We start from the raw sequence: 22,732 nt of genomic DNA, 5'->3' as shown, positions 1-22,732 counted from the left end.
ACATCTGACGCCGGAGCGGTGATCCGCCCCGGCGCCAGAAATCGTGTCTCTCGTGGATCGGCCTACGCGGCGTTGTAGCCGGCGACGGCCTTGGCCTCGAGATATTCTTCCAGACCGTAGCGGCCCCACTCGCGGCCGTTGCCGGACTGCTTGTAGCCGCCGAACGGCGCAGAGCGCTCGTTCGGCACGCCCTGCAGGTTGACGTTGCCGGCGCGGATCTGGCGGCCGACGCGGCGCGCGGTTTCCACGGTGTCGGCCGAGACGTAACCGGCGAGACCATAGGGCGTGTCGTTGGCGATCTTCACCGCCTCAGCCTCGTCCTTGGCGCCGAGGATGGTCAGCACCGGTCCGAAGATCTCTTCGCGGGCGATCGTCATGTCGTTGGTGACGTCGGCGAAGATGGTCGGACGGACATAGAAGCCCTTGTTGACCCCCTCGGGCAGGCCCGGGCCGCCGGCGACGAGCGTTGCGCCCTCGTCGATGCCCTTCTGGATCAGCGCCTGGATCTTGTCCCACTGGCCGCGGTTGACCACCGGGCCGATCGTGGTGCCGTCGGCGCGCGGATCGCCGGCCTTGGTCTTGTCTGCGACGCCCTTCGCGATCGCGGCCACTTCCTTCATCTTGGAGAGCGGCACGATCATGCGCGACGGCGCGTTGCAGGACTGGCCCGAGTTGTTGAACATGTGCATCACGCCGCCGGTCACCGCCTTGGCAAGGTCGGCGCCTTCGAGGATCACGTTCGGCGACTTGCCGCCGAGCTCCTGGCTGACCCGCTTCACGGTCGGCGCTGCACGCTTGGCGACGTCGACGCCGGCGCGGGTCGAGCCGGTGAACGAGATCATGTCGATGTCCGGGTGCTCGCTCATCGCAGCACCAACCTCCGGGCCGAGGCCGTTGAGGAGGTTGAACACGCCCTTCGGCACGCCGGCTTCATGGAGGATTTCCGCGAAGATCAGCGCTGAGGTCGGGGTGAACTCCGACGGCTTCAGGATCATGGTGCAGCCGGCGGCGAGCGCGGGCGCGACCTTGCAGGCGATCTGGTTGAGCGGCCAGTTCCAGGGGGTGATCATGCCGATCACGCCGACCGGCTCGCGCACGATCACGGCGGTGCCCATGGTCTCCTCGAACTCGTACTTCTTGAGCACTTCGAGGGTGTTCATGAGATGGCCGAGGCCGGCGCCGGCCTGCAGCTTCTCCGCCATCGGCAGCGGCGCGCCCATCTCGTCGGAGACGGCGGCGCCGATCTCCTTCATGCGGCCCTTGTAGACCTCGATGATTTTGGTGAGCAGCGCGACGCGCTCCTCGCGGCTGGTCTGGGAAAACGTCTCAAACGCGCGCTTGGCGGCGGCGACTGCCTTGTCGACATCGGCCTTGGAGCCGAGCGCAATCTCGTACATCGCTTCTTCGGTCGCCGGATTGACGACAGGGGTGGACTTGCCTTTGACGACGGGATCGACCCAGGCGCCGTCGATGTAGAATTGCATGCGATTGACCATCGGAAACCTCTTGTACGGGGCGTATGGAATGGGGAACGAAAGCGTTCGGCAGGCATCCTTGCACGAAAGCCCGGCGAATTGAACCCGCCATATGCGGGGCGCGGCTCGTGCACGCCCACGGGATATAAGGTAGCCGCCCGAGTGGTGGCAAGGCATGCGCCAAATGGGTCCCGGCTCTGCGTCGCGTCACTCCGTACCGCGACGCGTCCGGGACACAAACACCTCCCTGGCCGACCGCTTTGGTGCCCCGGATGCGGCGCAGCGCGAAGCGTTGCGACGCTGGTCCGGGGCCCATTGCAAATCACACCGCCATCTTGCGATGCCGCACCGGCGCTCCGACGGAGAGGCTTTCCGCCGCGTCGATGATGGCGTTGGCATCGATGCCGTAGTGGCGATAGAGGTCGCCGATCGTGCCGGTCTGGCCGAAATGCTCGACGCCGAGCGCCTCGAGGCGGTGGCCGCGCACGCTGCCGAGCCAGCCGAGCGAGGCCGGATGGCCGTCGATCACGGTCACAATGCCGCAGTCGCGGCCGAGCGGCGCCAGCATGCGCTCGATATGACTCAAATGCTGCACGCCGCGGCGGTCACGCCGCAAATTCCGTGCGGCGGACCATCCGGCATAGAGCCGGTCGGCCGAGGTTACCGCCAGGAGACCGACGTCGCGGTGGCTCTCGCCGATCAGGCCGACCGCCTCGATCGCCTCCGGCGCGACGGTGCCGGTATAGGCAATGACGATGTCGCAGTTCGGCCCCGGCTTGCGCATCCAGTAGGCGCCATCAGTGATGTCGCGCTGCAGGTCCGGCGTCATGATCCGTTGCGGCTGCTCCAGCGTTCGTGTCGAGAGCCGCAAGTAAACCGAACCGCCCTCGGCGCCCTCGCGCTGCATGTGGCCAAAACCCCAGCCCATGATCACGGCAAGTTCATCGACAAAGGCCGGATCGAACGAGGCGAGTCCGTCCTGCCCGATCCCGATCAGCGGCGTCTTGATCGACTGATGCGCGCCGCCTTCCGGCGCCAGCGAGATGCCCGACGGCGTCGCCGCCACCATGAAGCGGGCGTCCTGGTAGCAGGCATAGTTCAGCGCATCGAGGCCGCGCTCGATGAAGGGATCGTACAGCGTGCCGACCGGCAATAGCCGCGCGCCATTGATCTGGTGCGACAGGCCGAGCGCCGAGAGCATGATGAACAAGTTCATCTCGGCGATGCCGAGCTCGAGGTGCTGCCCCTTCGGCGAATATTCCCAGGTGAAGGCGGACGGGATCTTCTCCTGCCGGAACAGGTCGTGGTTCTCCGCCTTCGCGAACAGGCCGCGGCGGTTGACCCAGCCGCCGAGATTGGTCGACACCGTGACGTCGGGCGACGCGGTGACGATGCGCGAGGCCAGCTCGCTGTCGCCGCGGGCCAGCTCGTGCAGCACGAGGCCAAAGCCCTGTTGCGTCGACATCTGCGCCGAGGCCTTGAAGGCGAGCCGCTCCGGCACATCGATTTCAGGCGCCGACAGGCGGCGGCGTCCCTCGCGGTTGAACGGCGCTTGCGCCAGGAACGCCTCGAGCTTCGCAGGCTCCTGCGACAGGCCCTCGAACTTGTCCCACTCGTGGCCGGTGCGGATGTTCTGCGCGGCGCGCCACTTCTCCATCTGCGCGACCGTCATCAGGCCGGCGTGGTTGTCCTTGTGGCCCTGCATCGGCAGGCCGACGCCCTTGATGGTGTAGGCGATGAAGCAGACCGGGCGGTCGTGATCGACAGCCTCGAAGGCCTCGATCATGCTCGCCATGTCGTGCCCGCCGAGGTTCGACATCAGCGCCAGCAACTGGTCGTCGCTGCGGCGATCGATCAGGGCCGTCACCTCGCCCTGGTCGCCGATATCGTCGTGCAGATGCTTGCGGAACGCCGCGCCGCCCTGGAAGCAGAGCGCCGCGTACATCTGGTTCGGACAATTATCGATCCAGCGCCGCAAGGCCTCGCCGCCGGGCTCGGCGAACGCTTCCAGCATCAGCTTGCCGTACTTCACGATCACCACGTCCCAGCCGAAATTGCGGAACATGGTCTCGAACTTGGCCCACAGCCCTTCGCGCACCACGGCGTCGAGCGACTGCCTGTTATAGTCGACCACCCACCAGGTGTTGCGCAGGCCATGCTTCCAGCCTTCCAGCAGCGCCTCGAAGATGTTGCCCTCGTCCATCTCGGCGTCACCGACCAGCGCGATCATGCGGCCCTCGGGCCGGTCCTTCATCCAGCCATGCGCCTTGACGTAGTCCTGCACCAGCGAGGCGAACAAGGTCTGCGCCACGCCGAGACCGACCGAGCCGGTGGAGAAGTCGACGTCGTCGACGTCCTTGGTGCGCGACGGATAGGACTGCGCGCCCTTGTAGCCGCGGAAATTCTCCAGCTTGTCGCGGGTCTGGTGGCCGAACAGATACTGGATGGCGTGGAACACCGGGCTCGCATGCGGCTTCACCGCGACGCGGTCCTGCGGCCGCAGCACGGAGAAATACAGCGCCGACATGATGTTGGCGAGTGAGGCCGATGAGGCCTGGTGGCCGCCGACCTTCAACCCGTCGGTGTTTTGCCTGACGTGGTTGGCGTGATGGATGGTCCACGACGACAGCCACAGCACCTTGCGGGCCAGGGCTGTGAGCATGTCGAGGCGTTCAGGCGCGATTCCCATGACGATGTTCCTGGCGATGCTCCGGGCGATATCTGTGATGTTACTGCTGCGGGGGCCGACGAAAATCTCAATTCTACGCGACAGCACAGGAAAAATTGGGATAAATTCCCACGATCCGGCCGCAACCAACGAGTTCATCTCAATGCCTGCCCTCGACGCCATCGACCGCAAGATCCTGAGTCTGCTCCAGACCGACAGCCGCATGACCATGCAGGAATTGGCCGACAAGGTCGGGCTGTCGGTGTCGCCGTGCCATCGGCGGGTCAAGCTGCTCGAGCAACGCGGCGTGATCTCTCGCTACATCGCAACCGTCGACCAGAAATCGATCGGGCTGCATGTCTCGGTCTTCATCTCGATCAAGCTCGCGCGGCAGAAGGAGGAAGACCTGAATCGTTTCGCCCGCGCGATCTCGAAATGGGACGAGGTGCTCGAGTGCTACCTGATGACCGGCAACCGCGACTATTTGCTGCGCGTCGTCGCCGCCGACCTCTCCTCCTATGAAGCATTTCTGAAGAACAAGCTGACCCGGCTCGACGGCATCGCCTCGATCGAGTCGAGCTTTGCGCTGAGCCAGGTGAAGTACTCGACCGCGCTGCCGGTGTAGGGCTGGCTTCCCGCGCATCACAGTCAACCCGTCATCCTGAGGTGCGAGCGCAGCGAGCCTCGAAGGGTGCACGGCCCCGCTGGTGGCCGTCGATCCTTCGAGACGCGGCCAAGAGGCCGCTCCTCAGGATGACGGAGTGAGTTCTGATTCAACTGTCAAACAGCTTGTTCAGTGTCATCACCCGCGCTTGCAGGTGATCCAGTATTCCAGAGACGCCTGCGCTTAAGCCGAGGGGCCGCGGCGTACTGGATCGCCCGGTCGAGCCGGGCGATGACGGTGTAGGTGGGACGCAGCTTTGCATTCTCGCGACATGATCTGTCCGAGCTTTGCATCTCGTTCCGCCCTCTCTCGAAGAGGGCGCAGGGAAAGCCGGGTGCCGATTGCACCCATGGGCCCCGAGCAAAAGGTAGAAAGCTCGGGGGTAGGACCACAGGTGTAACCGGAGCAATCCGGCTTTCCCTGCGCGATGGGTTACGGTTTATACGTGCTCGCCCCGGCGAGACTTGGCTTGGTTGTCACCGTCATCAGCGAGAGACTTCGCTTCCCGCTAATAAGACACCTACCACTAGGGCGTCAGGCCTGCACGACTTCACCGTCCGCCTCACATGCGTTCGTCGCCTGCATGATCGGCGTCCACCGCATCCCACACCGCGTTCGTGACGATCGCGAAGCGCCCCTCGATCGGGTGAGACGGGGCAATCTATAACACCGAGTTGCGCTTCTGATAAAGCGAAATATTTTTGCAGTGGGGGCTTGCGCCGTCGGGCAACTCAGTGATTGGCATTCGGCAACACACCCGCTGCAGCATCGGCACGGGCGCAAGGCTCATTTGCTTGGCCGAAATCCAATCGCGTGCCGGGAATCCGATATTCAATCTCGCGGTCTCCACGGCAATTCATAAGCCGTTTTCATAAGTCCATACGAATTCACCCATCTAATCGCATGGCGGGCCGTTCCATATAACAGCTCCGACAGACAACGACCGCCTCGATCGGTTCGCAGGACAATTCCTCTCGCGACGGCGGGAACTTGGTTCGCCGAAAATCCACCCGAGCAGACCGTTACCCGGGATGTCCATCACAGGAGATTCCCCGTGAAGCTTCACATCGCCGCCATCGCATTGCTGTCGCTGGCGTCAATGGCACCAGCGACCACAACGGAGACCGTCATGACCGGATCGAAGCCGATGCTGACCTCCGACGATGTGCGCAAGGTCGCTCCCGCGCTCGACGCTTACACTCATAACCGCGTGCTCGGCGATGTCTGGAAACGCCCCGGGCTCGCGCCGCGCGACCGCAGCATCGTCACGCTGGCGGCCCTGATCGCGCGCAACCAGACCATCGAGCTGCCGTATCATCTCAACTTGGCGCTCGATAACGGCGTCAAACCTCGCGAGATTTCGGAGATCATCACGCACCTCGCCTTCTATGCCGGTTGGGCGAATGCGATGTCGGCGGTCGCTGTTGCAAAGGACGTCTTCGCCGCCCGCAACATCGGCGCCGAAGAGCTGCCCGCCGTTGCCGTGACCCTGCTGCCGATCAACGAAGCGGCCGAAGCACAACGCGCCACATTCGTCGAGGAGCAGTTCGGCGCGACGTTTCCGGGGGTCGTGCAATACACCACCGACGTACTGTTCCGCGATCTGTGGCTGCGACCGGATCTCGCACCGAGAGATCGCAGCATGGTCACCGTCAGCGCCCTGATCGCCAACGGGCAGACCGCGCAGCTGACGCCGCACCTCAACCGTGCCTTGGACAACGGCCTGACCCAGACCGAGGCTTCGGAGGCGATCACGCAACTGGCGTTCTATGTCGGCTGGCCGAATGTGTTTTCGGCGATGCCCGTCGCGAAAGATGTGTTCGCAAAACGTCCCCGCTGAGGCCAAAGGAACCCGTCATGAACATATCGTTCGACAACCAGGTTGTCCTTGTCACCGGCGCGGGATCGGGGCTCGGCCTTGCGACGGCGAAGGCCTTTGCCGAGTCGGGCGCAGCGGTGGTGCTGGCCGACACCAACGAAATGGCGGTGGCGTCCGCCGCCGCGGAATTATCCGCCCGGGGGCACAAAACTCTCGCCATTCGATGCGACGTCGCCGACGATGCGGAGGTCGAAGCAACGGTGGAGCAGACGGTCGCCACCTTCGGGCGGCTCGATGCCGCCTACAACAACGCCGGCGTTCAAAACGTGATCGCGGAAGCCGCGGAGGCCTCGCGGGAGGATTTTGACCGCGTCGTGGGTGTCAATCTCCGCGGTGTCTGGAGCTGCATGAAGTTCGAGCTGCGCCAGATGCTGAGGCAAGGCAATGGCGCCATCGTCAACTGCTCGTCGATCGGAGGATTGGTCGGCGGCGCGAAACGCGGAAGCTACCAGGCCTCCAAGCACGGCGTGCTTGGCCTGACCAAGAGCGCGGCGCTGGACTATGCGGCAAGAGGCATCCGGATCAACGCCGTTTGCCCAGGCATCATCCATACCGCGATGCTCGACAGGATGATGCAAACCCAGGCCGACGCCCTTGGCGCGATGCTGAAGGACGTCCCGATCGGCCGGCTCGGCCGTCCCGAGGAGATCGCGAACGCCGTGCTCTGGCTGTGCAGCTCGGCCGCAAGCTTTATGGTCGGTCATGCGCTGACGGTGGATGGCGGGTATACGATCCGATGAGAGCAGCCATCGGAGCTTTACCTCTCCCTTGAGGTGAACCAAGCCCGCAGCGAGCGAATAACCAGCGCGCTAGTCGCGATGCCGTAGCGCTTCGACGAGCAGCGCGAATGCCGCAGACGGCTGGCGCCGGCTCGGGTAATAGAGATGGTAGCCCAGATAGGGAGCGCACCAGTCCTCGAGCACCCGCTTGAGGCGGCCCTTGTTGATGTACGGTTGAACCAGGCCTTCCGGCAGGTAGGTCAAACCGAGACCCGCGAGCGCAGCTTCCAGCATCTGGCTCGTGGTGTTGAAGAACAGCTGGCCCTCGACACGCACCTTGAGTTCCCGCGCCCCCTTCTCGAATTTCCAGGCGTAGAGCCCGCCATGGGTGGGCAGGCGCAGATTGACGCAATTGTGCTCGACCAGTTCCTGCGGCTTCTTCGGTTCGCGTCGAGACCGGAAATAGGACGGAGACCCGACCACCGCCATGCGTGCGTCGGGGCCGATGCGCACGGCAATCATGTCCTTGGCGACCTGCTCGCCATCGCGCACGCCGGCGTCAAAGCGCTCAGTGACGATGTCGGTCAGGCCGTAGTCGCAGATGATCTCGACCTTGATGTCCGGATACGAGCGCAGAAGCTTGGCAAGCTTCGGCAGCAGCACGGCGTTGGTGGCGTATTCGGTGGCGGTGATGCGGATGGTGCCGGAGGGCTTTTCGCTCAGTTCGCTCAGGGCCACGAGTTCGGCCTCGATTTCCGCGAGGCGCGGACCGATGCTGCGCAGCAGCCGCTCGCCTGCCGCAGTCGGCGAGACACTGCGCGTGGTGCGGGTCAGGAGACGCAGCTTCAGGCGCGCCTCGAGCTGCTTGATGGTGTAGCTGAGCGCGGATTGCGAAACGCCGAGCTTGGCGGCGGCCTTGGTGAAGCTGCCCTCGCGGGCGACGATTACGAAGGCCGAGAGATCATCGAGATGGCCGCGCTTCATTTATCGAGCCTGTTTCTAAGTCCATGCCGATTATAGCGGCTAGTCGCCATAGCCGCATGCATTAAATCCAGCGCAGGCGGCGACCTCGATAGTGTCGCCGCGTGAGCAGACGGAACCATGGTCCATGGATCGATCGGACGCGCGGCAAAGGCGCTGCGGTGACGCGAAGGCACGTACTGGCGGTTGCGGGTGGCCTCCTGGTTGGGGCTTCACGCCGCGGCCTTGCCGTCACTGCGGCCGCACTGGACATGACCGAGAAAAGGATCGGAGTGATGGAAATCAAACGCAGCGGCTCACGCCCCTCAGGCAAGGGGCCTGAGGCCTGGTTCACCGGCGCGGTCCGCGTCGATCCGCTGTTCCAGGTCGGCGATCCCGCCCGCATCAACGGCGGCCACGTCACCTTCGAGCCCGGCGCCCGCACCATGTGGCACACCCATCCGCTCGGCCAGACCTTGATCGTCACGTCAGGTCTCGGTTGGGTGCAAAGCGCGGGCGGCCCCGTCGAGGAGATTCGTCCCGGTGACGTCGTCTGGTTTCCGCCCGGCGAGAAGCACTGGCATGGCGCGACCGCGACGACCGCAATGACGCATATCGCCATCACGGAATCGCGCGACGGCAAGAATGTCGACTGGCTGGAGAAGGTCAGCGACGAGCAATACCGCAAGTGATCCGGGCGCGACGGCATGAAAGGAAATCCACCATGAACCCCACATATAACTTCGCCGGCCAAGTCGCCCTCGTCACCGGCGCGAGCTCCGGCATGGGTGCCGCCACCGCCAGGGCGTTCGCCGAGGCCGGGGCTGCCGTCGTCCTGGTCGACCGCAGCGAGGAGCAACTGAATGCCGTCGCAGGAGAGCTGACGTCCGCCGGTGCCAAAGCGATCGCCATCGTTGGTGACGTGTCGGACGAGAGGCTCGCCAAGACTGCGGTCGATCGCGCGGTCGCGCAGTTCGGCCGGCTCGACATGGCCTACAACAATGCCGGCATTCTCGGCCCAATGTGCCCGATGAGCGAGGAAACCGGCGACGGGTACGACGACGTGCAGCAAGTGAACCTGCGCGGCGTCTGGACCTTCATGAAGCACGAGTTGCTTCAGATGAAGAGGCAGCGCAGCGGCGCCATCGTGAACTGTTCGTCGCTCGGTGGGCTGGTGGGTTTGCCCGGCCGCGCGGCCTATCACGCCAGCAAACACGGTGTGATCGGCCTGACCAAGAGCGCCGCGCTTGATGTCGCCGCCGAAGGCATCCGGGTCAACGCGATTTGCCCAGGCTGCATCGAGACGCCGATGGGCGACGCCATCGATCCCGACGCGATGAAGGAATTTCTGAAGCAGCAGCCGATCGGCCGGATGGGCAAGCCCGACGAGGTTGCCGCCGCCGTACTCTGGCTATGCAGTCCTGCCGCGAGCCTGATCCTTGGCGTTGCGCTGCCCGTCGACGGCGGCTTCGTTGCGCACTGACCGGCCAACGCGGACGGACGCGGCCATGCGAGAGGCGCCCGATATCCCCTGCATCCGCCTCGCCGAGATCGAGATCGATCCTGTGCATCGCGACGCCTACATGGCGGCGCTCAGCCAGGAGATCGAAACCGCGCTGCGCATCGAGCCCGGCGTTCTGACACTGCATGCGGTGCCGGACAGGAACGATCCGGCCCGCATCGTCATCTTCGAGATGTACGCCAATGCCGAAGCCTACCAGGCGCATCTCGTGACGCCGCACTTCCTGACATACAAGGCCGCGACCGCGCACATGGTGCGGTCGCTCAAGCTGACCGAGCTTTCCCCGTCTCGCTGAGGGCGAAGGCAGCGCTCGCTAGAGCAGCTGCGCTGCGCCATGGTCCTCATCAGCGCACCGGCGCCGAAGGTCCAGGGCTACGACTGAGCAGGCGTCCGACCGTCGGCATGAAGCTGGTCGCCAGATCGGCTGAACGACGGCGCAACAACCCAGCTACGGCGCGATCCATACGCCGGTCACGATGATGGCCAGTGCGACGGCAATCACCAGCATATCCGTTGCAAGCCAATCGGGCAGTCCCTTTGACCATTCGCGCATGTCCGCGACTCCTTCTGTTCGCGTCCCAGCCGATATGCTGACACGGATCATGCGCGGGCGAGCATGAAGCAGATCACACAAATCGGGAAAAAGTGGCAATGCCAAAGTTCCCCCGCGCGGCGCCCTCAAGTTCCAGCGCGCGATCAACCTGCCGCGCAGGTTTCCGAACATGTTCGAGCTAAGTGCGCTTGCGCTGCGCGAGTCTCCGGAGACGCAAAAGCAATCCAACCCACCGTGTCGCTCGCGGCGAAGATGGTGGGTTACGCCTTCCGCCTTAGCTCGTTGAGCTACGGCGGACGTGGTCGGCTAACCCACCCTGCGCTCTGCCCGCGCCCTCACAGTACCTTGCGCTGCGCCAAATTCTTCATCAGCGCTCCGACGCCGAAGGTCCAGGGCTCGCATTCGTCGCTGCTGCGCATGCGGTTGACGAGCTTGCCGAGCTGAGGGGCTTCGATGGTGACGATGTCGTCGCGCTTGTGGGTGAAGCCCTCACCCTTGGCGTCGCGGTCCTTGACGGGTGCGAACATCGTGCCGAGGAACAGCGCAAACCCGTCGGGATATTGATGCACGGGGCCGATGGTCTGGGCGACCAGGTCGGTCGGGTCGCGGCTGATCTTTGAGATCGAGGAATGGCCTTCGAGCACGAAACCGTCCGCGCCCTTCACGGTCAGGCCGACATCCATCTTCCTGACGTCGTCGAGCGAGAAGGTCTGGTCGAACAACCTGAGCAGCGGGCCGATCGCGCAAGAGGCGTTGTTATCCTTGGCCTTCGACAATAGCAGCGCCGAGCGGCCCTCGAAATCGCGCAGATTGACGTCGTTGCCGAGCGCGGCACCGACAATCTTGCCGGCGCCGGAAACAATGAGCACGACCTCCGGCTCCGGATTGTTCCAGGTCGACTTCGGATGCAGCCCGGCATCCATGCCGGTGCCGACCGAGGACAGCGTCGGCGCCTTGGTGAACACTTCCGCGTCCGGGCCGATGCCGACCTCCAGATACTGGCTCCAGGCGTTCTGGTCGATCAGCACCTGCTTCAGCTTCATCGCCTGCTCGGAGCCGGGCTTCAGCTTGGAGAGATCGTCGCCGACCAGCCGCACCACCTCGGTGCGGATCGCCTCCGCCGAGGACGGATTGCCGCGCGCCCGCTCCTCGATCACGCGCTCCAGCATCGAGATCGCGAAAGTGACGCCGGCGGCCTTCAGCACCTGCAGGTCGACCGGCGCGAGCAGATGCGGTTTTGCGCCGTCGCGGCGATCCGGCGGCGTGTTGGCGAGGATCGCGTCGAAATCGCCGAGCCGCTCGCCTTTGGTCGTGCGCAGCGCCGCGGCGGGATCGCTCTCCTCGCACAGCGCACTCACCGTCGGGAACCGTGCCGTGACATCGAACACGCCGTCCGTCCGCACCGCGACTACGGCCGGGCCGCCGGCCTGCGGCAGCCAGACCCGTCCGACCAGCGTGCCGGCGGTCGCGTCCTCCGGCAGGACGTCTTTTGGCGTGAGCGAAATCATCGGCGTCTCCCATTGTTGTTGGCGCTTGTTAGCACAGTCCCGCCGACTGCGTGAAACAGCGGTCATGCCATTGTCATAGAGGGGTAACATCGCCCGTCAATGCTCCCGTCGATCCATCTAACACACTGAAAGACGGACCTGCATGACCGCCCCCCACCTCACCGACGAAGCCTCCCGAGATGAAGCCTTGCGCGACGAAGCCTTGCGCGCCCGCATCCACCAGGAGATGGCCGACAGCCTCGATGAGGAACTTGAGCTTGAGCTCGACGACGACAGGCTCAACGGGCTCGACCATGACGGGGCCGCTGGACATCCGTCGATCGACCGCAAGATCTATTTCCGCGAATTGCTGCGGCTGCAGGGCGAGCTGGTGAAGCTGCAGGACTGGGTGCAGCACGAGAAGAAGAAGGTCGTGGTGCTGTTCGAGGGTCGCGATTCCGCCGGCAAGGGCGGCGTCATCAAGCGCATCACCCAGCGGCTCAACCCGCGCATTTGCCGCGTCGCGGCGCTGCCGGCGCCGAACGAGCGCGAACGCACGCAATGGTATTTTCAGCGCTACGTGTCGCATCTGCCGGCCGGCGGCGAAATGGTGCTGTTCGACCGCAGCTGGTACAACCGCGCCGGCGTCGAGAAGGTGATGGGGTTCTGCACCGACGAGCAGTACGAGGAATTCTTCAATTCGGTGCCGGAATTCGAGCGCATGCTGATCCGCTCCGGCACCATCCTCCTGAAATACTGGTTCTCGATCACCGACGAGGAACAGGCGTTCCGTTTCTCGATGCGGATCCATGACCCTCTGAAGCAGTGGAAGCTGAGCCCGATGGACGTCGAGGCGCGCACCCGCTGGGAGCAGTACACCAAGGCCAAGGAGACGATGCTGGAGCGCACCCATCTGCAGGACTCGCCGTGGTGGATCGTCGACGCCGTCGACAAGAAGCGCGCCCGGCTCAACTGCATCTCGCATCTGCTGAGCCAGATCCCGTATCAGCAGGTCGTACACCAGCCGGTCGTGCTGCCGCCGCGGGTGCGCAACCCCGACTATCACCGCGGCCCGATCCCGCCGGAGATGTACGTGCCGGGACGGTATTGATCTAACCACATGCACGCTCCGCCCCCTGCTGCGGGGGAAGATCACTAAATCGCGATTGTAGATTGTGAGGCATCTCACTGGTCTTCTTGCACACCCCCCTTAAACCAGAGGTTGCCCGCAATTCGCGGGCTAAAAGGAGGCCTAGGCTATGTTGAAGGAACATCGCGAAAGCAAGAGTTCATCGACCGACCAGCCAGAAGCTCATAAGGGTGTTGCGACACATGCTGTCCAAACCCTTGACCTCAGTTGGAGCGCGCCTATCCGTTATGGCGATTGCAAGCTGTCCGGCTTCTTGAACGGCACCCTGAACAACGGCCCAACTCTCAGGCTTCGTTCTGACGGAACAGCGGAATTGTTGGCAAAATTTTTCTCAACTGACGACGGTGATGTTTGGGTTATCGATCGTCTCGTTCTTTTGGATATTCACGGGACGGTCCTTTTTCAGTTTCCACACCTTTCAAGCCCCGAAACCCAGACCGACAACCAAGTGCTCGATTGGGTCGCCGAACTAAGCTTCCCCGCCGTTTTCTTTTCTTCGGTCACAGGGGCGAACATGACCTATCGTTGCTAAGCCCAAAGGGCGCGGTTCGAGGCCTTATTTGACCTCCCCACAAGCGGGAGAGGTGAAGTTCAGAACATGGGCAACCGCGCCCTCGCCTCGCCTACTATTGGCGCAGGCCCGTACTATTGCTGCGGCCAAATCCCGACGCTAGGCTTCCCCGATCTGGTGCAGGGAGGCCCGCTTGACTCAATCCGACGACATCACAATTTCCGAAGATCGCCGTGACGCGCTGCGCTATGCGCTCGGGATCGGCAGCGGCGCCGCGCTGGTCGCCGCGATGGCAACCCCGGCCGCGGCGCAGACGCCTGCCGACAACACGCTGGATCGTATCCGCGCCAACAAGGTGCTGCGGATCGCCGTGCTGCCGGGCGAGCTGCCCTATTTCAACAAGGATCTCGCCTCCGGCACCTGGTCCGGCTTCTCGATCGAGATGGCCAACGACCTGGCAAAGCTGCTCGACGTCAAGCTGGAGTATGTCGAATCGACCTATGGCAATTCAATTCTCGATCTGCAGGCCAACAAGATCGATCTCGGCTTCGCGCTCAACCCGACGCCGCAGCGGGCACTGGTGGTCGATTTCACCAATCTGGTGTTCCCGCATCCGTTCGGCGCGATGCTGAAGAAGGGGCTGGAGGCCAAGACCTGGGCCGACATCAACAAGCCGGAGGTCAGGATCGCGGTCGACGTCGGCTCGGCCAACGAGGCGGTGGCGCGGCGCTTCGCGCCGAACGCCACCATCAAGTCGCTGAAGTCGCGCGACGAGGTGATGCTGGAAATGTCGTCGGGCCGCGTCGATTGCGTGGTCAACGCGCTGGTGCTCGGCCTGACCGCGATCGCCAAGAACCCGAATCTCGGCACCTACAAGATCCTGGCCTCGCCCTCGGTGACGATCGCGAGCGGCATGGCGGTGCGCCGCGAGGGCGACAAGCGCTGGCGCGACTTCCTCTCGGTGTGGGTCGACTACAACCGGGGCATCGGCCAGATGCGCGAATGGTTCGTCAAGGGCCTCGGGCTTGCCGGCGTCAAGCCGGAGGACGTGCCGGTGGAGTTGAGTATTTGAGGTAAGGCTGCGCCAACATCGGCACTGCGCTCCCTCTCCCGCTTGCGGGGGAGGGTCGGGGTGGGGGTATCGCCACAAGCGGCGCTCTTTCCTTGGAGAGAGCCCCCACCCGCAGTGCATCTTCGATGCACCGCGACCTCCCCCGCAAGCGGGAGAGGTGAACCGCCGATGCCGGAGCATCTAAGAGCTACTCACACCTTGTCGTACGTCAGCCCGCGCTCCAGTCGCCGCGCCACCAGCGTCGATGGGAACAGGATCGCAAAATAGATCAGCGCCACGATGGTGTAGACCTCGAGCGGCCGGTAGGTGTCGGCGTTGATCAAGGTCGCGTTGTAGACGAGGTCGGGCACCGCGATGATCGAGACCAGCGAGGTGTTCTTCAGCTGCGTCACCGACTGGTTGACGTAGGGCGCCATCATCGGCTTCAGCGCCTGCGGCAGGATCACGAGCCGCATCAGCCGCCAGCCGCGGAAGCCGAGCGCCTTCGCCGCGTCCCACTGTCCGACCGGCACGCTCTCGATCGAGCCGCGCACGATCTCGGCATAGAATGCGCCGCCATAGAGCGAGAGCACACTGACGGCCGCGACATGCGCCGGGATGTTGACGCCGATCACGACCGGAAACGCGTAGTAGAACCAGATGATCTGCACCAGCAGCGGCGTGCAGCGAAACAATTCGATATAGGCGATCAGAAGCCAGTCGATCACGGGAATCCGCCGCAGCCGCAGCATGCCGACGATCAGGCCGATCAAGGTGCCTAAGATGATGGTGCCGATCGTGTAGACCATGGTCCAGCCGAGCCCGAGCCAGAACAGGTGGCTGTACTTGCCAAGGATCGCGAAATCCCAAACGTAGTTCATCCTGCCCCTCGGTTGACTCTAGTTTTGACGCGTTTTCTTCACGCGAACCGGTGCCCACTTCGCTCGAAAACGCTTTGGACGCCTCAGCATCGCAGGCGGCCTCACGCGAGTCACGCGATATACCGGTCCGGCGAGAACGCCTTCACGTCGAATGGCGGCGCATCGCCCGCGATCATCGCCGCAACCGCGGCGCCTGTTCCCGGGCCGGTGGTGAAGCCGATATGCTGGTTGCCGAAGGCGAGCCAGAGGCCGCGATGCCGCGGCGCCGGGCCAATCATCGGCAGGCTGTCGGGCAATGTCGGCCGCGCGCCGCGCCAGCGCTCGCCGATGGCATCGCCGAATTCGGCCACGCTGCGCGCCATCGGCACCACCGCCTCGAGCTGCGCATAATTCGACGGCGCGTCGCGCGCGGTGAGCTCGACGCCGCTGGTCACGCGAATGCCCTGCTCCATCGGCGTCATCAGAAAACCGCCCTCCGCATCATGGATCGGCCGCAGCAATTTGCGTGCCTGGTTCGGCACGAAATGCTGGTGACAACCGCGCTCAAACGCCAGCGGCACCCGATAGCCGAGCGGCCGCAGCAATTCGGCCGACCACGGGCCGAGCGCGACCACGACATGGCGCGTGGCGATCTCGCCGTCGGCAAGCTGCACGCGCCAGCCGTCGCCTTGCTGCTCGATCCGCCGGATTTCGGATTGCCTGACTGTGCCGCCGTGACCGGCGAGCATCTGCGCATAGGCCTTCACCACCGCGCCGGGGGAATCCACCGATGCCGTCTGGGTGTGGAGCAGGCCGGTGCTGTAGGCAGGGATAATGCCAGGCTCGAGCGCGGAGATCGCCTGGCGATCCAGCACCTCGCTTTTGATGGCGAATTCGGCGAGCGCCGCCTGCTCGGCCCTGGCGGCCGCGAGCCCATCGCTGCGCCAGGCCTTGAGCCAGCCGGTCTCGCGGATGCGATGGCCGGCGCCGGCCCGCACGATCCAGTCGCGATGCAGTTGCAGCGAGGTGCCGATCAGGCCGTGCAGCGCGGCGGCACGCGGTTTGGTCTGCGACGGTGTCGCGGCGGCGAGGAAGCGGATCACCCAGCCAGCGTTGGCGAGCGCCCACGGCAGATTCCAGCGCAGCGCCGGATGCGTGTTGGTGAGATATTTCGGCAGGTTCTTCAGCAGCGATGGCGTGTTGAGCGGCAGGATCGAGCCCGACGAGATGATGCCGGCGTTGCCGTAGGAGGTTTCACTACCCGGCTCGCGGCGGTCGACGATGATGACGGAGAGCCCGCGCTGCCGCGCGGCGAGGCCTGCCGAGACGCCGACCATGCCGGCGCCGAGCACGACGACGTCAGCTTGTTGCGCAGCAACGCCCTCGCTCATGCCGTCACATCAAGGTCAGGCCGCCATCGACCGGCAGCGTGGCGCCGGTGACGTGGCCCGCTTCCGGCGACAGCAGGAATGCGACGACGGCGGCAACCTCGTCGGGCTCGGCGAGGCGCTGCATCGGATTGGCTTTCGCCACGCGCTCCCAGGTCGCGATGTCAAGCGCGCCGAACAGGCCGGGGTCCTTGCGGGTGTAGCCGGGCATCACGGCGTTGGCGGTGGCGCCGGATGCGGCGAGCTCGATGGCCAGCGATTTCACCAGCACCTCGAGCGCGGCCTTCGCCGCGGCCGATCCCGGATAGGTGGCGCCGGGCACGAAACGATGCGGCCCGAAGCTCGAGACCGCGACGACGCGGCCCTTTGCGCTGCGCGCGAGGTCGGCCAGCGCGGCCGCCGCGATTTCGTGGAACGCGGCCGCCATCACCGCAAACGCGCGCTCCAGCGCCTCGCGCGGCAGGCTGGCGAAGTCGCGGCGGTCGGCAAAGCCGGCAGCGTGCACGATCGCATCAATCGGCCCGAACGCCGTGCGCGCTGCCGCGACCAGTGCCGCGCCCGCGCGGGCCCTGGCGAGATCGCCGGTGAGAAGCTCGACCTTGGCGCCCTTGCTGCGGCATTCCTCCGCAACCGAATTCAGCCGCGCCAGCCCGGCGGCCTCGGCGCCCTGTCCGTGCAGCATCAGGCACTGATCGGGGCCGGCGAGCCGGCGTGCAATCGCGGCGCCGATGCCGGAGCCGCCTCCCGTGATGATTGAAACGCGCATGAGGTGCTGGGCTGTCAGTATTCCAGGGACAACGAACTATAGGTTCGGTGTCATGAAATGCAAACCGTGCGCCACCATGCGCTCACCGCTAACTACCGCCACGGCTCGACCAGGATCTTGGTGTGCGCCTCGGGATTGGCGAGGTCGGCAAAGGCCTGCGCGACGCCGTCGATGCCGACGCGGCCGGTGACCAGCGAGGCGGCATCAACCTGGCCTTCCGCGATCAGGCGCAGCGAATAAGCAAACTCCTCCGGCGTATAGCCGAGCACGTACTGGACGTTGAGCTCCTTGATGATGCCGAGCATCGGCTCGGACTTGTCGGTCTCCATGCAGACGCCGACCACGACGATGCGGGCGCTGCGCGGCGCGCCCTCGAACACCTGCTGCAACACGCCGGGCACGCCGACGCATTCGAAGATCAGCGCGGGTTTCAGCGGCGGCAGCAGCGCCTGCATCGGCGGCCGCGCCGCCTTCTCCGCTTCCGTCATCTGGGCGTGCTCGGCCCAGCTCGCATAGGGCTGCGTCCTGGCAGGATCGACCACGACATCGGCGCCCATCTTCTCGGCGAGCAGGCGCCGCGCCGGCGAGTAATCGGCGGCAATGATCGGGCCGATCCCCTTGATCTTCAGCGCCGCGATCACCGCAAGGCCGACCGGCCCGCAGCCGATTACCAGCGGCACCTCGCCGCCTCTGATGTTGGCCATCGCCACCGCATGCACGCCGACCGCAAGCGGCTCGGTCAGCGCGGCGTGCTCGGCGGCAAGCCCGTTCGGCACTTCGAGCAGCAGCGGCTCGCTGAGCAGCATCTGTTCGGCATAGGCGCCGACATAATCGTTGGAATAGCCGATGCCCTTGGGGCCCTCCGGCGTCAGCACCGCCGGCAGCGAGCACACCCGCGTGCCCGGCTTCAGCTTGCGCGTGGTATCAGCGCCGTAATCGAGGATCTCGCAGCAGAACTCGTGGCCGAACACGACGTCGCGCGACAGATCCATCGGCGTACGTCCCGGAAGGAACTTGCTCAGCTCCACCATGCGGTGGGCGTGCTTGCGCGCGTGCAGATCGGAACCGCAGATGCCGTAGGCGAGCGATTTGACCAGCACTTGCCCGGCGCCCGGTTTCGGTTCCGGCATGGTGCCTACGACAATCTCGCCGTTCCTGAAGATCGCTGCGCGCATCGTACCTCCCGCGTGGGTTTGGCCCACTCATTGTTGCGTTTTCTTCAGGAAGGGATAGCCGCTTCAGGCGAAAACGCAAGTGCAGGAGTCTTACCAGGCGTAACGCACCACACCCTTGCCGGCATAGGATTGCGTGACGCTGGAGAATTCGCCTTCGAAGGTCGCGGCCGCCGACCAGCCGTTGCGCCACTTCAGCTCGGCCGAGGCCGTGGTCAGCGCGGAGTCGCTCGCCTGCGCCGCACCGTTGACCACGAAGGCTGCCCCCGGCAGCGTCTGGAACACGGCGCCAACGTTGCGGTCCGGGTTGAAGTCATGCGCCCAGGCGAGGCGGCCGCGCAGCGTCACGATGCCGCCGTCGACCGCGAAGGATTTGTCGGAGCGCAGGCCGAGCTCGCTGCGGGTGTCGGTGACGCTCTTTGCGGCATAGTTGAGCGCGAAGGCGCCGCCGCCGGAGACCACGGTCTCGGCGTAGTTCGGCAGCTCGAAGCTGATGAACTGCGCGGCGGCGTAAGGCGTGAGCCCAATCCATGGCGTCGCATATCGATAGCCGCCCTCGAGCCGGCCCGACCACGCATTGGCATTGAAGTTGGCGCGCAGGTGATCGGCGCCTGCGGCGGTGACGATCCGGTCCGTGGTGATGTCCTGCCAGCCATAGGCGAGCGCCGCACTCAAATACGCCGCGCCGACGCTGTGGCGGACGAAGCCGCCGGCCTGGAACAGATCCGAACGGCCCCAGCCGAGGCCGTTGACGCTGAAACTGGTGCCGCCACCGGCGAGCGCAAAGCCGGCAATGGTGTTCGGCGACAAGCGGTAGTCGGCGCCGACCGCGGTGCCTGAGAGGCTGCTCGTGGTGTTGTTAGAGCCGAGCACCGCGTTGCCGCTGGTCACCTGCGAGCCGCCATAGCCGGCCGCCCACACGCTCCAGCGCTGCGCGAAGTCGACCTGCTGCGGCGGCGCCTTGGCATAGATCGCGGCCAGCGCATCGCGCGGATAGGTCTTGCGCGCCGCGTAAGCCAGCGCCGCGCTCTCCTCGGCAAACGGCATGGCGCCCGCGCCACCACCGAAGCTACCGTCGCGTCCGGCGACGAACGGATCGGTCAACAGGCCGAGGAACTGGTTCATCGCATTGAACGTCGTCTGCTGCGATCCGGTCGCGCCCTCGCCCGAGGCCTGGGTCAGGCCGTTCGGCGAGAGCCCCGCGAGCACCGCACTGATGCCGCCATTGGCATTGAAGAAGTTCTGCAGCGTGGTGGCGACGTTCTGCTGATTGATGTTGAGCTTCGATGCCGCGCCGTAATCGAGCGCGAAATTGAGATAGGCGTTATTCGCGTCGTAGCCGAGCGTCGCCACGAGATTGGACGGCAGCCCGGTTGAATCGACGCCTGCAAACGTTCCGCTGCGGCCGCCGGCCGCCGACAGGATGGTGTATTGCTTGGCAACCGTGCTGCCGGCGGCGGCGCTGACGCCGACCGAACCGGCAAGCGTCGCGGTGCCCGTCACCTTGGCTGATGTCGATGCGGTCGAGCCGATGCTCACCAGGTACAGCGCACCGGACTGGAACGCGAGATTGCCTCCCACGGTCAGGTAAGTGCCTGGCGTCGCATTGCCGGGCAGCAGGATGCCGCCGCTTGCGATCGTCGTATTGTTGACGGTGCCGATGCCCGAGAGCGTGCCGCCGGCATTCACGGTGGTCAGGTACGACGAAGCGATCCCGCCGTCGACTTGCAGTATGCCGCCATTGACCGTGGTGGTGCCCGAATAGGTGTTGAAGCCCGACAGGGTCAGCGTGCCGCTGCCGGTCTTCTCCAGATTGCCATCCCGGACCAGGAAGCAACAAAAACTGTGATCGGCGATCACGCCGCTGACAGTGGTCGACAGATTGTCGCCGCCGACGGTCAGCGTGTTGCCACCGCCGATGTAGTAGGTGCCCGACCCTGCGATCGAACCTGCCGCGATGCGGCCGTCGCCATTCGGACCAACGGTGCCGCCGAAGTCCACAGAGCCGGTTCCCTGGGTGATGAACTGCGCGGTACCGCCTGTCGAATTGCCGAGGAAGGTGACCGTGCCGCCGCTCTCGGTCGTGATGGTGGCGTTGCCGGCCGTCGCATAGTGCTCAAAGTACAGCGCGCCGCCGGAACGGTTGGTGATATTGGCATTGCCCGCGGTCGGCGTGTCAACACCGCTAAACCCACCGAAAATCGTAGTGCCGCTATTGTCGATCGTGGCGTTCGCCGCAGTGCTGTGTTGGACAAAGCCGAGACCGCCATTGGCTTCGACAATAATCGTTGCCGACGCAGCCGACGAGAATTCGAAGAACTCGGTCAAACCGCTATCGCGATTGATGATGGTCGCCTGGCCCGCATTGGTGTGGCCCAGGAACACGGCGCTGCCACCGCTATGGTTGTCGATCACGGCCTTGGCGGCCGTGCTGGTGTCGGTGCCACCAGGAGGACCAAGCGCGTCGCCGAACACCACGGCGCCGCCAGTGCTGTTGGTGAACGTGGCACTGCCGGCGGAGCTCGTGTCGCGGAAGATCGTGAGCGCACCGTTGGTGTTGCTCACGGTGGCATTGCCCGCGGTGCTGCTGTCGCGAAACTCCGTGATGGCGAAATTCTGGTTGACGATCGTCGCTGTCGACGCCGACGTCGCATTGTAGAACGTCGTGGTGGCAATTCCATTGAAGCCGTCGTTGACGATCTTGGTGATTCCAGACGTGTTCGCGTTGACGATGTCGAACTTGCCGTCGACGGTGACCTCGCCGACGATCGAGGCGGTATGGGTGGCGTCGCCGAGTTGCAGCGTCGCGCAATCGCAGATCGTGGTGCCGCCGGTATAGGTGTTGGTGCCTGATAGCACCACACGGCCGAGGCCGCCCGAGCTGTCCAGCACCGTCAGCTTGCCGGGGCCGTTGCCATCGGCGATGTTGCCGGCGATCGTAAGGATCGCGCCGTTGGCGTCGATCGCGCTGCCGATCGGCGACGTGTTGATCCTGAAATTGTTGCTGAAGGTCAGGTTGCTCAGGCCGTCGGCCTGGAACGCCGCATTGTCCAGCGTGACCGTGCCTGACCCGACCGACTTGTTGTTGGTGACGACGACGGTCGTATCGACCACCAGCGTGCCTCCGCTGTAGTGTTCACACCGGAGAGCCGAATGTTGGAGAATCCTGACGCGGAGGAGTCGATCAGTCGCAGCACGCCGCCGCCGGCACCGTCGGCGATGACGCCCAGCAGATTGACCTGCGCGCCGTTCGCATCGACCGTGCCGCCGGCGGCGTTGACCGCGATGTTGTTGGAGAACGCGACGCTCGAGACGGTCGGCGACTGCATCTGGAAGGTGCCGCCGTTGAGCGTGATGGTGCCTGTGCCGACCGAATCCGCATTGGTCACCTGCACGGTGCCGGCCGAGATCAGCGTGCCGCCGGTGTAGCCATTGGTGCCTGCGAGCACCAGCGTGCTGTTGCCGAGTTGCTGCACCATCACCCCGGGCGCAAGGCCGTCGTTGATGTTGGCGCTGATGGTGATGGTCTGGCCGCTGTTGGCCCGGTTGATCAGACCGCCGCTCGGCCCCGTCACAGCGAAGCCAACCGGGTTGCCGCTGATCGTGTACGACTGCGAATTGGCGGTGAAGGTCCAGGAGTCCGGCAGCATCGGACCAGGGCCGATGGTGACCGTCGCCGATCCCATCGAATCGAAAATGGCGGATTGGGTCGGGAGGATCGGCGGCGCGCCAGGCGAAGTCGTCGACCAGTTGGTCGGGAGCTGGTAGTCGGCGCTGCTCGTCGTGCTGCCGCTGCCGCCCCAGGTGAAGCTCTGGGCCTGTGCCGGGCTGACCGGAAACAGGCTGACGGCCGCCGAGACAAAGGCCGCCGAGGCCACCGCACGACGAGACGACCGACCCAACAAGA

19 protein-coding genes are annotated in these 22,732 nt (G+C 64.9%); 9 read left to right on the top strand and 10 right to left on the bottom strand.

Annotated features, from left to right (window positions below; translation table 11 throughout):
• Positions 1-62: 62 nt before the first annotated feature.
• On the bottom strand, positions 63-1,496 hold the full coding sequence (locus WDM24_RS12185; protein ID WP_166297870.1) for an aldehyde dehydrogenase family protein: 1,434 nt from the start codon (positions 1,494-1,496) through the stop codon (positions 63-65).
• Positions 1,497-1,797: 301 nt separating this feature from the next.
• Positions 1,798-4,164 (bottom strand): transketolase, encoded by a 2,367-nt coding sequence (locus tag WDM24_RS12180; protein WP_338831387.1) that lies wholly within the window; start codon positions 4,162-4,164, stop codon positions 1,798-1,800.
• A 142-nt stretch (positions 4,165-4,306) separates the two neighbouring features.
• Between WDM24_RS12180 and WDM24_RS12175 the strand changes: the two genes are divergently transcribed.
• The 3 genes from WDM24_RS12175 to WDM24_RS12165 all read left to right on the top strand — a co-directional run bounded on the left by WDM24_RS12175 (position 4,307) and on the right by WDM24_RS12165 (position 7,426).
• Positions 4,307-4,768, top strand: coding sequence for an Lrp/AsnC family transcriptional regulator (locus WDM24_RS12175; RefSeq protein ID WP_029078130.1), 462 nt, complete (start codon positions 4,307-4,309; stop codon positions 4,766-4,768).
• Between the two features lie 1,093 nt (positions 4,769-5,861).
• Positions 5,862-6,647 carry a carboxymuconolactone decarboxylase family protein gene (locus tag WDM24_RS12170; protein WP_414645710.1) on the top strand — a complete coding sequence of 262 codons (786 nt, stop codon included), beginning with the start codon at positions 5,862-5,864 and terminating at the stop codon, positions 6,645-6,647.
• Between the two features lie 17 nt (positions 6,648-6,664).
• Positions 6,665-7,426 (top strand): glucose 1-dehydrogenase, encoded by a 762-nt coding sequence (locus WDM24_RS12165; RefSeq protein WP_166297872.1) that lies wholly within the window; start codon positions 6,665-6,667, stop codon positions 7,424-7,426.
• Positions 7,427-7,495: 69 nt separating this feature from the next.
• Here the strand turns inward: WDM24_RS12165 and WDM24_RS12160 are convergent, their stop codons facing one another.
• Positions 7,496-8,389, bottom strand: a complete 894-nt coding sequence (locus WDM24_RS12160; RefSeq protein ID WP_338831386.1) for a LysR family transcriptional regulator — start codon at positions 8,387-8,389, stop codon at positions 7,496-7,498.
• A gap of 272 nt (positions 8,390-8,661) precedes the next feature.
• On the opposite strand from WDM24_RS12160, the gene WDM24_RS12155 reads away from it, so the two are divergent.
• Genes WDM24_RS12155 through WDM24_RS12145 form a run of 3 tightly spaced genes read left to right on the top strand, consistent with a single transcriptional unit; the run spans position 8,662 to position 10,182 of the window.
• Positions 8,662-9,057, top strand: a complete 396-nt coding sequence (locus WDM24_RS12155; RefSeq protein ID WP_338831385.1) for a (R)-mandelonitrile lyase — start codon at positions 8,662-8,664, stop codon at positions 9,055-9,057.
• Between the two features lie 32 nt (positions 9,058-9,089).
• Positions 9,090-9,848, top strand: coding sequence for a glucose 1-dehydrogenase (locus WDM24_RS12150; RefSeq protein WP_338831384.1), 759 nt, complete (start codon positions 9,090-9,092; stop codon positions 9,846-9,848).
• A 25-nt stretch (positions 9,849-9,873) separates the two neighbouring features.
• On the top strand, positions 9,874-10,182 hold the full coding sequence (locus tag WDM24_RS12145) for a putative quinol monooxygenase (protein ID WP_338698067.1): 309 nt from the start codon (positions 9,874-9,876) through the stop codon (positions 10,180-10,182).
• A gap of 593 nt (positions 10,183-10,775) precedes the next feature.
• Here the strand turns inward: WDM24_RS12145 and WDM24_RS12140 are convergent.
• Positions 10,776-11,948, bottom strand: coding sequence for a fumarylacetoacetate hydrolase family protein (locus tag WDM24_RS12140; protein ID WP_338831383.1), 1,173 nt, complete (start codon positions 11,946-11,948; stop codon positions 10,776-10,778).
• A gap of 142 nt (positions 11,949-12,090) precedes the next feature.
• Between WDM24_RS12140 and ppk2 the strand changes: the two genes are divergently transcribed.
• The 3 genes from ppk2 (at position 12,091) to WDM24_RS12125 (ending at position 14,660) form a co-directional block, all read left to right on the top strand.
• Positions 12,091-13,038 carry a polyphosphate kinase 2 gene (ppk2, locus tag WDM24_RS12135; protein ID WP_414645709.1) on the top strand — a complete coding sequence of 316 codons (948 nt, stop codon included), beginning with the start codon at positions 12,091-12,093 and terminating at the stop codon, positions 13,036-13,038.
• 148 nt (positions 13,039-13,186) lie between these two features.
• The gene (locus tag WDM24_RS12130) at positions 13,187-13,609 is read left to right on the top strand and encodes a DUF6294 family protein (RefSeq protein ID WP_338698063.1); all 423 of its coding nucleotides are present in this window, start codon (positions 13,187-13,189) and stop codon (positions 13,607-13,609) included.
• Positions 13,610-13,781: 172 nt separating this feature from the next.
• Positions 13,782-14,660, top strand: a complete 879-nt coding sequence (locus WDM24_RS12125) for a transporter substrate-binding domain-containing protein (RefSeq protein ID WP_338831382.1) — start codon at positions 13,782-13,784, stop codon at positions 14,658-14,660.
• Between the two features lie 191 nt (positions 14,661-14,851).
• On the opposite strand, the gene WDM24_RS12120 is transcribed toward WDM24_RS12125, so the two are convergent.
• The 6 genes from WDM24_RS12120 to WDM24_RS12095 all read right to left on the bottom strand — a co-directional run bounded on the left by WDM24_RS12120 (position 14,852) and on the right by WDM24_RS12095 (position 22,703).
• Complete coding sequence (locus WDM24_RS12120; RefSeq protein WP_338831381.1) at positions 14,852-15,520, bottom strand: amino acid ABC transporter permease; 669 nt, start codon at positions 15,518-15,520, stop codon at positions 14,852-14,854.
• A gap of 110 nt (positions 15,521-15,630) precedes the next feature.
• A complete protein-coding gene (locus WDM24_RS12115; protein WP_338831380.1) occupies positions 15,631-16,890 on the bottom strand; it encodes an FAD-binding oxidoreductase in 1,260 nt (419 codons plus the stop codon).
• A gap of 4 nt (positions 16,891-16,894) precedes the next feature.
• Positions 16,895-17,653, bottom strand: a complete 759-nt coding sequence (locus WDM24_RS12110) for an SDR family NAD(P)-dependent oxidoreductase (protein WP_338831379.1) — start codon at positions 17,651-17,653, stop codon at positions 16,895-16,897.
• 92 nt (positions 17,654-17,745) lie between these two features.
• Positions 17,746-18,828 (bottom strand): zinc-binding dehydrogenase, encoded by a 1,083-nt coding sequence (locus WDM24_RS12105; RefSeq protein WP_338831378.1) that lies wholly within the window; start codon positions 18,826-18,828, stop codon positions 17,746-17,748.
• Between the two features lie 90 nt (positions 18,829-18,918).
• Entirely contained in the window at positions 18,919-21,939 is a 3,021-nt protein-coding gene (locus WDM24_RS12100; RefSeq protein ID WP_338831377.1) for an autotransporter outer membrane beta-barrel domain-containing protein, read from the bottom strand.
• Positions 21,846-22,703 carry an autotransporter-associated beta strand repeat-containing protein gene (locus WDM24_RS12095; RefSeq protein ID WP_338831376.1) on the bottom strand — a complete coding sequence of 286 codons (858 nt, stop codon included), beginning with the start codon at positions 22,701-22,703 and terminating at the stop codon, positions 21,846-21,848. Before WDM24_RS12095 ends, WDM24_RS12100 begins: the two co-directional genes overlap by 94 nt.
• Positions 22,704-22,732: the final 29 nt, after the last annotated feature.

Source organism: Bradyrhizobium sp. 27S5 (assembly GCF_037217225.1).
GTDB classification, from domain to species: Bacteria; Pseudomonadota; Alphaproteobacteria; order Rhizobiales; family Xanthobacteraceae; genus Bradyrhizobium; species Bradyrhizobium septentrionale.
This window is presented reverse-complemented; position numbering and strand designations above follow the sequence as displayed.

What these genes read in the sequence shown, in the direction of transcription:
- WDM24_RS12185 (WP_166297870.1), bottom strand. Translation starts at nt 1,496, where the DNA reads ATGGTCAATCGCATGCAATTCTACATCGACGGCGCCTGGGTCGATCCC.
- WDM24_RS12180 (WP_338831387.1), bottom strand. Translation starts at nt 4,164, where the DNA reads ATGGGAATCGCGCCTGAACGCCTCGACATGCTCACAGCCCTGGCCCGC.
- WDM24_RS12175 (WP_029078130.1), top strand. Translation starts at nt 4,307, where the DNA reads ATGCCTGCCCTCGACGCCATCGACCGCAAGATCCTGAGTCTGCTCCAG.
- WDM24_RS12165 (WP_166297872.1), top strand. Translation starts at nt 6,665, where the DNA reads ATGAACATATCGTTCGACAACCAGGTTGTCCTTGTCACCGGCGCGGGA.
- WDM24_RS12160 (WP_338831386.1), bottom strand. Translation starts at nt 8,389, where the DNA reads ATGAAGCGCGGCCATCTCGATGATCTCTCGGCCTTCGTAATCGTCGCC.
- WDM24_RS12155 (WP_338831385.1), top strand. Translation starts at nt 8,662, where the DNA reads ATGGAAATCAAACGCAGCGGCTCACGCCCCTCAGGCAAGGGGCCTGAG.
- WDM24_RS12150 (WP_338831384.1), top strand. Translation starts at nt 9,090, where the DNA reads ATGAACCCCACATATAACTTCGCCGGCCAAGTCGCCCTCGTCACCGGC.
- WDM24_RS12145 (WP_338698067.1), top strand. Translation starts at nt 9,874, where the DNA reads ATGCGAGAGGCGCCCGATATCCCCTGCATCCGCCTCGCCGAGATCGAG.
- WDM24_RS12140 (WP_338831383.1), bottom strand. Translation starts at nt 11,948, where the DNA reads ATGATTTCGCTCACGCCAAAAGACGTCCTGCCGGAGGACGCGACCGCC.
- ppk2 (WP_414645709.1), top strand. Translation starts at nt 12,091, where the DNA reads ATGACCGCCCCCCACCTCACCGACGAAGCCTCCCGAGATGAAGCCTTG.
- WDM24_RS12130 (WP_338698063.1), top strand. Translation starts at nt 13,187, where the DNA reads ATGTTGAAGGAACATCGCGAAAGCAAGAGTTCATCGACCGACCAGCCA.
- WDM24_RS12120 (WP_338831381.1), bottom strand. Translation starts at nt 15,520, where the DNA reads ATGAACTACGTTTGGGATTTCGCGATCCTTGGCAAGTACAGCCACCTG.
- WDM24_RS12115 (WP_338831380.1), bottom strand. Translation starts at nt 16,890, where the DNA reads ATGAGCGAGGGCGTTGCTGCGCAACAAGCTGACGTCGTCGTGCTCGGC.
- WDM24_RS12110 (WP_338831379.1), bottom strand. Translation starts at nt 17,653, where the DNA reads ATGCGCGTTTCAATCATCACGGGAGGCGGCTCCGGCATCGGCGCCGCG.
- WDM24_RS12105 (WP_338831378.1), bottom strand. Translation starts at nt 18,828, where the DNA reads ATGCGCGCAGCGATCTTCAGGAACGGCGAGATTGTCGTAGGCACCATG.